The organism is Clostridioides mangenotii TR (assembly GCF_000498755.1).
Classification (GTDB): Bacteria; Bacillota; Clostridia; order Peptostreptococcales; family Peptostreptococcaceae; genus Metaclostridioides; species Metaclostridioides mangenotii_A.
The window spans coordinates 78,643-90,521 of sequence record NZ_AXUS01000003.1; the positions used below are offsets into that span (position 1 = coordinate 78,643).

Here is an 11,879-nt window from a genome sequence, read left to right on the forward strand (position 1 = left end):
TAACACTATGTAGTTATACAAAAATTAACTTATATATAGGAATATTATATTGATCTCCAATAAGAATAAATATACATACTTATTGTATTTATGACTATAGGAATTAATATAAACATTGTTTCCATTTTTAAATATAATTTAAAAAATTTAAAATATTACACAAATATTATAACTAGTATTAATAATACTTTAGATAAAAAGACCACTTCTAATCTGTAAATATTAGATTGAACAAATAAAACCATATCATCTATTGAATTTATAAATAATAAACAACTCACCGCTACAATTCCAAGGAATATACTAGCTCCTTAAATTTTTTTATGTACAAAAAATAAAATAATATTAACTCAAATAAAACCTTTGATAAACCAAATATATTCCAAAATTCTGAACTTTAAACCATATAGCATATCTCCTATTAAAATGAAACTTTAAATATTTTCAACTAATAGGAATCATAATAGTTAGTATAAATTCATTTTCTGAGTAATCGATGATAACTTCTCCGCAATATTTTTTAACAACATCCTTTATATTAATTATTCCCATTCCATGAAATGATCCATTTTTCTTATCTGTCAATATCTTTTTGTTTTTACTTAATACTTTATTAACTTTAGAATTCGTAATTTTAATTATGCAAAAACCTTTAGTATACTTAACCTTTGTATCTATCATTTTATTTATTTCACTAATATTTATTTTATCACAAGCATCAATTGCATTATCTAAGGCATTAGCAAAAATTGTACAGATATCGTCCATTTCCATAAAGTCTGATTTTGAAAAGTCTACATATGTTGTAAAATTTATTCCTTTTTCTATACAAATTGTCTTTTTCTCACTTAAAATTATATCTAAAACTTTATTTCCTGTATTAAATGAGTTGTCTAATTTATTTAATTCAAAATCAAGACCATTTACATAATTTCTTGATTCCTCATTATCACACAAATTAGCAATACACATTAAATGATTTTTCATATCATGATACAATCGTCTAACTTTATAATTATTTTCTTCTAGTTTAATATAATAATTATATTCTATATCATTTCTTTTACTTCTTAGTTGATGTTCCAATATTAATTTATTGTCATTAATAATTTTTAAAGTAATGACAACTAACGAAACATTAGATACTAATAAAAGTATTGCTAAAAAGAACATTAAGTAATTATTCATATTCACTGTTTTGTAATCACCAAAACCGTTACCAAATATTATAAATAAACTAAAAATATTTGTAATTATTGGTATCCCAATATAGAAAAAGTCCTTAATTGTAAGATTTCCATAGATTTTAAAATATTTACAAAGGTATGAAGCTAAAAATAATAAAGACTTAGATAATATTATTGCTTCCAATCTGTATAATCCAGAATCTATTACTGATTTCAAATTACTTAAAGAATTTAAATGCATAACAGCAACGATACTAACTGTATCTAAACTTATAGCTAATAACCAATATACTAATACAATTATAACACATTTTATTATCTCTACATTATAATTCCTTTTATAGAATATAGAACTAAATACAATTGCAATTAAAACTCTAATATCTGGTAAAATATTTACAATAGACATTATCATACATATAACAACTATAATAGAAAACTGGATCTTTGTATATATTCGACCAGTTTTTTTAACAGAAATAATATTTATAACAAAATAAAGTATCATTAATTCTATTAAAATTAATCCCGGATCTAATACTTTCCAAAATAATGCACTATTAATCATAAAATGTCTCCTATTTATTTTTAAATGTTTACTAATTAAATCTTTGCAACATTCTTATTGCAAGACTCTTATCATTCAATTCTGGATCTTGAATAACCATTTCCAACAACTTATTCAAAATAGTACCTATCTCTTTACCTTTATAACCAATTTCAGTTAAATCACTACCATTGATAGCTAAATCCTTAATACAAAAACATTCTTGGTTCTCTAAAATATCTTCAAGTATTCTTTCAATATCGATTAACTCCAAGATTCTACTTTTAATATATTTCGGGTTTTTAGCTAGGGTATCAGCCCATTTAATTTTTAATAAGTCTCTAAACAACTCCACATTTCCTAGTTTGTTTAGAAGTTTCTTTATACTTACTTTGTCAGGTAACAGTTTGCAATCATGGTATGCAACGAGAGTGACAATTTTTCTCTTTGTGTTGTTATCATACTTCAACCTATTTAGGATTTCCCTTGATATGTTTACAGATGCTTTGGCATGTCCGTAAAAATGATCAATTCCTCGTTTGTCGGTCGTCTTTGATACTGCTTTCCCTGTGTCGTGTAATAGCATTGCAAGTTTTAAAACTAATTTATTTTCAATAGCATCTACTGCAAATAGCGTATGTTCTAATACATTGTATTTATGGTATGGTGTGTTTTGTTCAACTTCATCCAGTTCACATATTTCCGGCATAATAAAATAAAGCAGACCTGTGTCCTTTAGGAGCTTTATCTTTGTTGAATCAGAAATTAAGATCTTATTTAATTCAACCTGTATTCTTTCATTTGACACTTCTTTTATCAGATGTGCTTTATTTTTTATACTAGTGTAGGTATCTTTGACTATCTCAAAATTTAATTGTGAAGAAAATCTTACTGCTCTAAGCATCCTCAGTGCATCCTCTTCAAATCTATCATTCGCTTTTCCTACACATTTAATCTGTTTATTTATTATATCAATATATCCATTAAACGGATCTACAAGCCCTTTATCTCCATTGTATGCTATTGAATTTATTGTAAAGTCCCTTCTCTTTAAGTCCTCCACTATATCGTTACTAAATTCTACTGAATCTGGGCGTCTTTTATCAGTGTACTCTCCGTCAATCCTATATGTTGTAACCTCGTAGCTGTTTGTTTTTATAAGTACAGTCACTGTTCCATGCTTTATTCCTGTTGGAACCGTTTTTTCAAATATTTTTATGATATCCTTTGGCTTTGCATTTGTGGTTATATCCCAATCATTAGGAGTCTTTTTTAACAGTGAATCCCTTACACATCCCCCAACTATAAATGCTTCGAATCCGTGTAGATTTAATCTATCAATTATATCTCTAACATCTTCTGGCATTTTAATATATACCATTAATATCACCTTTATCCTATCTTAAAACCTTTTTCAACAATTTTGTCTTACTTAATTATACACATTTTTCCAACTTTATTCAAACCTATTAATACTATTTTTTAAAATTTCTATTAAAATGTTATTTTATTTTTTTGAAATTTGAAATTAAAAAGGGCCGCAAATGCAAATTAACTTCTTTTTCAAAGCCAATTCATCTTTCAGCCCTTTCTTTTTTTACTATTATTAACACTTTAAATATTCATTATTCATCAATTTGCTGACATAAATATTTTGTATTTTTAAATTAATTCTTTTTGCTTATACCTTTAGATACTCATTTTTTAATCTTTTTACACCTTCAAATATTATAAAATTTGCCTACGGCATAAATCTGTTGTTTAAAAATCGTAGGCAAATCAATATATTATATAATTTTATTTACAATTATTTAAAAAAGAGTTTTATCTACTCATCAAGTTTTAAGACAGACATAAACGCCTTTTGCGGAACTTCAACAGATCCAATTTGACGCATACGTTTCTTACCTTCTTTTTGCTTTTCAAGAAGTTTTTTCTTACGAGATATATCTCCACCGTAACATTTTGCAAGAACATCTTTTCTAAGTGCACTTATTGTCTCTCTGGCAACTACCTTATTTCCAACTGCTGCTTGTATTGGTATAGGAAATTGGTGTCTAGGTATTTCACCTTTAAGTTTTTCACACATAGATTTTCCTCTTGGATATGCTCTAGTCTCATGAACTATAAAGCTAAGAGCATCTACTTGCTCTTTATTGATTAAGACATCTAGTTTTACAAGTTTCGCTTGAACGTATCCTTTTATTTCGTAGTCAAGTGATCCATATCCTCTAGTTCTAGATTTTAGTGCATCAAAGAAGTCGTAAACAACTTCGTTTAGAGGTAAGTCGTAGTGAAGCATAACTCTTCTATCATCTATATACTCCATGTTGTTCATAGTTCCACGTCTCTCTTGACATAGTTCCATTACAACCCCTACATAGTCCTTTGGCACTATTATGTCTCCTTTAACTATAGGCTCTTCTATCATATTTATCTCAGCAGGATCTGGTAAGTTTGCTGGATTTTGTATCATTACAACTTCTCCGTCGTTTTTAGTTACTCTATAAATAACTGATGGAGCTGTTGTTATAATGTCAAGATTGAATTCTCTCTCTAATCTCTCTTGAATAATCTCCATATGAAGTAGTCCCAAGAATCCACATCTAAAGCCAAATCCTAAAGCTGCAGAAGTTTCGGCTTCGTATTCTAGAGCTGCATCGTTAACTTGCAGTTTTTCTAGTGCATCTCTAACATTTTCGTACTTTTCGCCTTCTCCTGGGTAAATTCCACAGTAAACCATCGGTGTAACTTTTTTGTATCCTGGCATAATTTCAGAAGTTGGATTATTTGCATCAGTGATTGTATCACCTACCTGACAGCTTCTTATATCTTTGATACTAGCTGCTATGTATCCAACATCTCCTGCTGTAAGACAGTCAAGCTCAGTCTGACCTGGTGACATTACCCCAACCTCAGTTACCTCGAAGTCTTTTTTGGTATTCATCATCTCTATTAATGTACCTTTTTTTACAGTTCCTTCAAATACTCTTACATATGCTACAACACCTTTATAGGCATCGTAATAAGAATCAAATATAAGAGCTTTAAGTGGTGCCTCTCTATCTCCTGTTGGAGCAGGAACATTTTTAACTATGCTTTCTAATACATCGTCTATATTTATTCCGTTTTTAGCAGAAATTAGTGGTGCTTCACTTGCATCAAGTCCTACTAAATCCTCAATTTCTTCTTTTATCTCATCTGGTCTTGCACTTGGTAAATCGATTTTATTTATTACTGGCACTATTTCTAAATCTTGCTCTATAGCTAGGTATACATTGGCAAGTGTTTGAGCTTCTACCCCTTGAGCTGCATCTACAACTAATAATGCTCCTTCACATGCTGCCAAACTTCTCGATACCTCGTAGTTAAAGTCAACATGACCTGGAGTGTCTATAAGATTTAAATAATATTCATTTCCGTCCTTAGCTTTATACACCAATCTTATATTTTGAAGTTTGATTGTGATTCCTCTTTCTCTCTCTAGATCCATGTTATCTAGTAGTTGATCCTTCATCTCTCTTGCGCTAACAAGTCCCGTTTGTTGTATTAATCTATCGGCTAAGGTAGACTTACCATGATCTATATGTGCAATTATACTAAAGTTTCTAGTTCTGCTTTGCTTATTGTCCACCTGATACTCCTCCTTCTTTATTCGTCAATAAATATTATATAGTATTTACCCTCAACTGTCACTTGATTTTCCCTCTATTTTCACATAAAAAGAAAGAATTGGGGTTACCCAAAATATATCACTTATTTTTGGCAACCCCACCTTACAAATACTTATCTAAAGTTTTTTATTATTTTCGATATGTCTAGATTTATATAAGGTAAACTAAACTCTTTTTCTCCCAACATATTTTTTGCTCTACTATCTATTTCAAATATACAAAATACCGTCAATACTATCATAATCAGTATAAAGATAATTCTTAGCGCTAATTTATATTTGTTATTCTTTTGTTTTCGCTCTATTGTCCTCTCTAAACGACTCATACAGCATGCTCCTAATTAAAACTACATATTTGCTTCACCGTTTTGCCTAAAGTACTCGTCTAATATATCCGCTACATATTTAGAAGTTGCTTTTGATTCTTCTATTGTTGTAGCATTACTACCTATCTCTATTAATAGGTGTTTCTTAGCTGCAAATTGGTTAAATCTCGCATAGTCTTTTTCTATAATCGGCGATACTAAACCTGGGTATTTTTTCTGTGCTACTTTATTTATATCTTCTGCAAGAGCTCTTAATTCTTTACTATTATCGTTTTTACCACCTATAACAAAGAAGAACTTTGCAACTCTTTTTCCATCTATTTCAGTTGTATATTTTTTGTGATCTTTTTCTTTTGTTGCATTATCTTTTAAATCTCTGGCATCTCTATGCAAGTCTATAGCAATATCCACAGATGGATATTTAGGCATAAGATCCTTTATAGTCTTCAAACTGCTTGAGTAAGAACTATTGTAAGACGGATAGTCGTGATATTTGGTTGTATGTACCACACCCCAACCTTTGTTTGCTAGTTCACTAGTTAAAACACTTCCTACTTCCATTACAGAATTTACCTTATCTGTTGAATGGTAGTTGCCTTTTGGTGAGTTTGAATAAGTCTCACATCCATGTGTATGGTATATTAGTATTTTTGGATTTTCTTTTGTAACTCTAATGTCGTTTTTATAGTTTAAACTCGATACTACTTCACCGTCTGTTGCTTCTGTATCTACATTATCTTCTTTTGGGATATTTTCTTCTCCAACAAATACTTTTACATATTCTTTATTTACTTTGCTATCTACAGTTTTATCTTCTTTTTCAGTAGTTTTTTCTGATGAATTTTTTTGATTACTTGAGCTTTTTGACTCATCTGTTTTCTCACTTTTATCTTGTTCTTTCGCTGTTGTTTCTGGGTAAGCTGAGTTTATTAAAAATTTCAAAAACTCATCCTGACTTATAGCAAAAGTTGTATTTGTAAAAATGCCCACTAACAAACATGCTACGGTTAATGATTTGAAGCATTTTTTTAACATACATTTCCCTCCTTATTTAGCCACCCTACCAGGGTGGAGAGACCTATTTAGCCCTTCACTTATTATTATCGATAAATTTTCTATTGTCTCATCTATATCTTTTGGTGTAACAATTAGATTTTTATCATAAGGGTCTAAAGATTCTCTTATTAGATGATACTTCTCATCTTCTTTTAAATTTTTCAGCATATTGTAAAAACTCTCATTGCCCTCTGACTGTGCAATCAAGTTGTCAATAGCTAAATCTAATACGTCGATTGTAAGTGTAGCTGCATCTACAACTGTAGGAACTCCTATTGCAATTACATCGACACCTAAATACTCTTTATTTAAAGATCTTCTCTTATTTCCTATTCCTCCTCCTGGAGCTATACCAGAAGTAGCTATTTGAATTGTAGAGTTTACTCTCTCCATCTTTCTAGAAGCTAAGGCATCTATAGCTATTACTCTATCTGGTTTTATCTTGTCTACTAAAGATTTGACAATTTCACTGGTTTCTATACCTGTAATCCCCATAACACCCGGACTTAAACCCGCTACTTCCGAAAAATCATCGTCGTAGTCTTTGTTATAGTTTTTAAATATATGTCTTGTAACTAGTGTTTTGGATACAGATTTCGGACCCAGTGCGTCTGATGTTATGTTCCAGTTTCCAAGCCCTATCACCAGAGTCTTTTTGCTTTTGTCATCGCCTAGAACCTCTTTAAGCTCATCTTTTAAGTATTCGATCATCTCTTCCCTAGACTCATCATCATCAAACTTCATAAGATTGCTCTCTAAGGTAATATACTTTCCTATTTCTTTGTTCATTATTTTGGAACCTTCTTCATTTATTATCTCAACTTTTGTTACTTTGCAGTTTTCAAGCTCTTTGTTTTCTACTTCTACACCTGGAATACTAGTTCCTGCTTGTGCTTCTTCGTACACTTCTTTAGCTTCTACGGCTAAATCTGTCCTAATTTGAATCATATTAACCTCCAGTTTAATTAAATGATATCTATAATTGTTAACAAAATTTATTTTTTTATAACAAAAATTAGTAAATTTATTTGTAATCTGTGGATTAATTGAATTATTTGTTACTAAAGTGTTCAAATTTTTGTATTTTCTTCGTTGTATAATATGAAGACAATACGTCAGAAAATATATAAATAAATAGGAAGAATTAATTAATGAGTGCTAATTTTTTAAGTATTTAATTCCTTTTTCAGATCTTTTATATATTCATGCTTATAGCAATTGTAATTTTTATATTTAGGTTTATAGCTAAGATTTCAAAGTATCTTGAGTAGAATATAAAGTAAATAGTCTAAAAATTGTTTAGAATTACGTGCAATTTATTCTTTTTTTATTTTCAAAGTATAAATTAAAGAAACTTGCCCTAGAATATAAAGGTGTAAAGTAAAGAATATAAATCAAATTTAGATATTGTAAATTCTGTTTTTATGTTATATAATTTAAAAGGAAAAATTATTGGAATTATATTAAATATGTAAATATTTATCCTTGATTTTTAGTTTTATTTCTGCTAAAATCTAATATGTTGACAATGTACAGACAATAATAAATGAGGAGGTGAATGATTTGGCAAATATAAAATCAGCTAAGAAAAGAATAAGCGTTATCGAAAAGAAAACTGCTTTAAATAAAGTAAGAAAATCTCAAATAAAAACTGCAATAAGAAAATTTGAAGATGCTGTTGCTGCAGGAAACAAGGAAGACGCTGCTGTTAAGTTCCAATCTGCTCAAAAGAGAATACACCAAGTAGCTTCTAAAGGAACGATACATAAGAATGCTGCAGCTAGAAAAGTAGCTAAGCTTGCAAACAAGTTAAACAGTATGAACGCATAATTCTGTTTGATTATTCTTATTGATAATATAAAAGCCACAGATATTTCGGTATCTAGTGGCTTTTTTTATTTATATTGTACCCTGTACACTATTTAGTAACTGCTTCAAATTAAATCAACTCTTTTAACTTGTAAAATACATAAATAAAAGCCAGAAAGCAATTGCCCCTGACTTTAAATAATCAAATATTTTATTTTAATATATTCATAATTAAGCTTATCAAATTAACAGTACTTACCTATAAATATCTCTACAGCCAATGTATCTCTAATAAGCCCGTTTTTAATCTTGTAGTCACTATCTAGTAAGTAGTTCATAATTTCTGTAATCTCACTATCTGAGAAGTTAGTCGTCTGCTTTAAAGCCTTTCCAGCAACAAAAGGATGTATCTTTAGTCTTTCGGCTATTGACTTTGATGACAATCTTTCAGACTGAAGCCCTCTAGCTTGTATTATTAACTTAAACTGTCTAGATATCATAGCAAATATACCTAAAACCGACTCTCCTTCTTCAATCATATCGTTTAGTATCTTCATTGCGCTTGAAGAGTTCTTAGCTCCTATATTATCTATAAGTTTAAATATGTCGTTTTCAATTTTCTTTTCAGTAAGCTTGTCTATTGCACCTTTTTCTACGGTATTTCCTTTACCTACGAATGAACTAATCTTATTTATATCATTTTTCAGGTCTGATAAAGTCTTTTCGCTGCTTTTATCCTTGTACCCTATTTGTTCAATAAAGTGCATAATCTGAGGATTATCTATAATAACTCCACCATTTTCAAAAGTCTTCTTAGTCCACTTAAATAAATCCATATCAGATAATTTATCACAATTGATTAATTTTCCGTTTTTATTTATCTTTTTAACAAATGACTTTCTCTTGTCTATATCTCCGTACACCAAAAATACTATAGTTGTAGTCTCTGGAATATTATCAATATAATCTACTAAATACTTTTCATCACTATCTGAAAAGTTTTTCTTCTTTCCTTTTAATAATTCAAAATCTTTAATTATAACTATCTTTCTCTCATCCATAAATGGCAATGTTTCAATAGAGCTTATTAAACTTGCTACATCAGTCTCTCTTCCATCGATAATATCCAAGTTAAAATCTATCATGCTCTCATTTAGATTCCCCCTGAAAGCTTTTATTGCGTTATCTATAAGGAAGTATTCCTTCCCATAAAAAAGATATAAATTTTCCATTTTGTTGTCGTTAATATTCTTTATAATATCCTTGTAATCCATTCTCTTGCTCCCTCATCTCCTTTATTTCCCTGTAAACCATATATGTAAATACAAATGTATAATAAATTAATACAATATAAAACTTCGGACTTTTAATATCCAAATACGAAAAACTCAAATTGCCGATTTTATCGAGCATATAATATATATTTTTAATAACAGATAAATTAATGAAAGCAATAACTTTACTTACCAATATAAACTTATATAAAAATATACTTACAATACTCAAATACATTATTACTGCCATAAAAGGCACTACAAAAATATTCCCCACTATAGATAGTACTGGAATTCCCCCAAATGTGTAGTATATTAATGGCAGTGTCAAAATATTTGACGATATCGTTACCGAAATCAGCCTAAGTTTTATAGCCCTGAAAAAATAGGGTTCGAAGTATATTATAGACAATGTCGCGAGAAAAGACAATTGAAAACTTACATTGTATACGACAAATGGGTTGTTAAATATAAACAAACCCCCTATAAATGCTAGTGTTGATATACCATCCCTTTTTCTATCGACAAAAATAGAAAAATATAAGATAAAGGAAAAAATTATAGATCTTAAAACTGAAGCAGACGATCCCACCATAATACTGTACAAAGACATTAATATTATTAAAATAAATAGTTTATAAAATTTATTTACTCCTCTAATCAAAAAAGCTATAATAACGCACAAAATGCCAGTATGAAGCCCAGAAATAGCTATCACATGGCTTGTACCTGTCCTTTTAAACATCGACTTCTCATCTTCATTCAAACTGCTAGAGTCGCCAAGCAGTATAGAATTTACAAAATCAGAATATTCCTTATACAAATACCTAGAAATATCTCTAACCTTAAATTTAAATATTCCAAGATACTTATATATAAAATCTTGGCCAACAACCTCAGAAGATCTAATATAAATAATCCCCTTATATCCAGTGCTTTTTACATACCTCCCATAATCAAAATCATTAAACTTCATCTTATCTAAACTCTTAAACTTTCCATTTACATTAACCTCTTGCCCAATCTCCAATTTAAACTTTCTAGAATAATCATTGACTAAAAAAGATCCCACCTTATATTGGTTGTACTTGGGCTTTTCAATTTTATCCTTGACTAAACCTCTAATATTAACAATTTGATTATCAAATCTATAATCAACATCCTTGAAATTGGTTAACAGAACATCAACGATCAAGATAACTAGAAAAACAATAAGCATCGGTCTTCTCAAACATCATCCTCTCCTAAAGTATATTATCTAGATTATTTTCAAATTCTCATAATTTAAAACAGATAAAACAAAAAAGCATTTTGCATGTATATAATAATACTAGCAAAATACTTCTTTATAATTATTCGGACGTTCACTGCCCTAAATATTTTCTTGTCTATGCAAAAAATTTTTATTATAAGCCTTACCAACATAATAAGAGAACGGAAGAGCTATAACCATACTTATAACACCTTGTATAGAGTTTGCTGGAATAGAACCTAGTGCTATAATCCAACTCCCTTTAAGTATAAATCCTCCTATTAAATATCCTCCTACCATTACTACAATACCAACTGTCATAGCAATTGCCATAGAGCCTTTAACTTTGACAGATCTGTATATTAACCCTACTATAAGACCTTCTAAACCTTTTATAATTAATGTAAATGGAGCCCAATGTGTATAACCACTAAGTACATCTGCAAAAGCCGATCCAATTCCGCCTGCTATCATGCCTGGTATTGGTCCCAAAACTACTGAAGATATAAATATAATACTATCGCCAACATTTACATAACCACTTGTCCCAGGTATTGGTATTTGTATAACCATTGTAGCAACACACACTAAAGCTATCATAAGTCCGTTTAAAACTAAATTTTTTGTGTTATTCATCTACAATCCTCCTCATAAAATGTATGTATATTTATAAGTTAATTATATACGAATAAAAAGACCGGTACAACAGAAATTGTACTGATACAATTTTAATTGATTTATTTTGAAAAAATAAA

General features: G+C 29.4%; 10 protein-coding genes. 1 reads left to right on the forward strand and 9 read right to left on the reverse strand.

Annotation, left to right across the window (positions count from 1 at the left end; genetic code table 11):
• Window positions 1–444: 444 nt before the first annotated feature.
• The 6 genes from T473_RS0102300 to gpr all read right to left on the reverse strand — a co-directional run bounded on the left by T473_RS0102300 (window position 445) and on the right by gpr (window position 7,737).
• The gene (locus T473_RS0102300) at window positions 445–1,755 is read right to left on the reverse strand and encodes a sensor histidine kinase (RefSeq protein WP_024620449.1); all 1,311 of its coding nucleotides are present in this window, start codon (window positions 1,753–1,755) and stop codon (window positions 445–447) included.
• 31 nt (window positions 1,756–1,786) lie between these two features.
• Window positions 1,787–3,115 carry a CCA tRNA nucleotidyltransferase gene (locus T473_RS0102305; RefSeq protein WP_024620450.1) on the reverse strand — a complete coding sequence of 443 codons (1,329 nt, stop codon included), beginning with the start codon at window positions 3,113–3,115 and terminating at the stop codon, window positions 1,787–1,789.
• Window positions 3,116–3,562: 447 nt separating this feature from the next.
• Window positions 3,563–5,368, reverse strand: coding sequence for a translation elongation factor 4 (gene lepA / locus T473_RS0102310; RefSeq protein WP_024620451.1), 1,806 nt, complete (start codon window positions 5,366–5,368; stop codon window positions 3,563–3,565).
• A gap of 152 nt (window positions 5,369–5,520) precedes the next feature.
• Window positions 5,521–5,733 carry a hypothetical protein gene (locus T473_RS15985; RefSeq protein WP_024620452.1) on the reverse strand — a complete coding sequence of 71 codons (213 nt, stop codon included), beginning with the start codon at window positions 5,731–5,733 and terminating at the stop codon, window positions 5,521–5,523.
• Between the two features lie 21 nt (window positions 5,734–5,754).
• Window positions 5,755–6,768, reverse strand: coding sequence for a stage II sporulation protein P (spoIIP, locus tag T473_RS0102320; RefSeq protein WP_024620453.1), 1,014 nt, complete (start codon window positions 6,766–6,768; stop codon window positions 5,755–5,757).
• 12 nt (window positions 6,769–6,780) lie between these two features.
• Entirely contained in the window at window positions 6,781–7,737 is a 957-nt protein-coding gene (gene gpr / locus T473_RS0102325) for a GPR endopeptidase (protein WP_024620454.1), read from the reverse strand.
• A gap of 615 nt (window positions 7,738–8,352) precedes the next feature.
• Here gpr and rpsT point away from each other — a divergent pair.
• Window positions 8,353–8,619 carry a 30S ribosomal protein S20 gene (gene rpsT / locus T473_RS0102330; protein ID WP_024620455.1) on the forward strand — a complete coding sequence of 89 codons (267 nt, stop codon included), beginning with the start codon at window positions 8,353–8,355 and terminating at the stop codon, window positions 8,617–8,619.
• A 224-nt stretch (window positions 8,620–8,843) separates the two neighbouring features.
• Here the strand turns inward: rpsT and holA are convergent, their stop codons facing one another.
• The 3 genes from holA to T473_RS0102345 all read right to left on the reverse strand — a co-directional run bounded on the left by holA (window position 8,844) and on the right by T473_RS0102345 (window position 11,760).
• A complete protein-coding gene (holA, locus tag T473_RS0102335) occupies window positions 8,844–9,872 on the reverse strand; it encodes a DNA polymerase III subunit delta (RefSeq protein ID WP_024620456.1) in 1,029 nt (342 codons plus the stop codon).
• Window positions 9,841–11,103 (reverse strand): ComEC/Rec2 family competence protein, encoded by a 1,263-nt coding sequence (locus T473_RS0102340; RefSeq protein ID WP_024620457.1) that lies wholly within the window; start codon window positions 11,101–11,103, stop codon window positions 9,841–9,843. Before T473_RS0102340 ends, holA begins: the two co-directional genes overlap by 32 nt.
• Before the next feature lie 141 nt (window positions 11,104–11,244).
• Complete coding sequence (locus T473_RS0102345; protein WP_024620458.1) at window positions 11,245–11,760, reverse strand: ECF transporter S component; 516 nt, start codon at window positions 11,758–11,760, stop codon at window positions 11,245–11,247.
• Window positions 11,761–11,879 lie beyond the last annotated feature (119 nt).

What these genes read in the sequence shown, in the direction of transcription:
- T473_RS0102300 (WP_024620449.1), bottom strand. Translation starts at nt 1,755, where the DNA reads ATGATTAATAGTGCATTATTTTGGAAAGTATTAGATCCGGGATTAATT.
- T473_RS0102305 (WP_024620450.1), bottom strand. Translation starts at nt 3,115, where the DNA reads ATGGTATATATTAAAATGCCAGAAGATGTTAGAGATATAATTGATAGA.
- T473_RS15985 (WP_024620452.1), bottom strand. Translation starts at nt 5,733, where the DNA reads ATGAGTCGTTTAGAGAGGACAATAGAGCGAAAACAAAAGAATAACAAA.
- spoIIP (WP_024620453.1), bottom strand. Translation starts at nt 6,768, where the DNA reads ATGTTAAAAAAATGCTTCAAATCATTAACCGTAGCATGTTTGTTAGTG.
- gpr (WP_024620454.1), bottom strand. Translation starts at nt 7,737, where the DNA reads ATGATTCAAATTAGGACAGATTTAGCCGTAGAAGCTAAAGAAGTGTAC.
- holA (WP_024620456.1), bottom strand. Translation starts at nt 9,872, where the DNA reads ATGGATTACAAGGATATTATAAAGAATATTAACGACAACAAAATGGAA.
- T473_RS0102345 (WP_024620458.1), bottom strand. Translation starts at nt 11,760, where the DNA reads ATGAATAACACAAAAAATTTAGTTTTAAACGGACTTATGATAGCTTTA.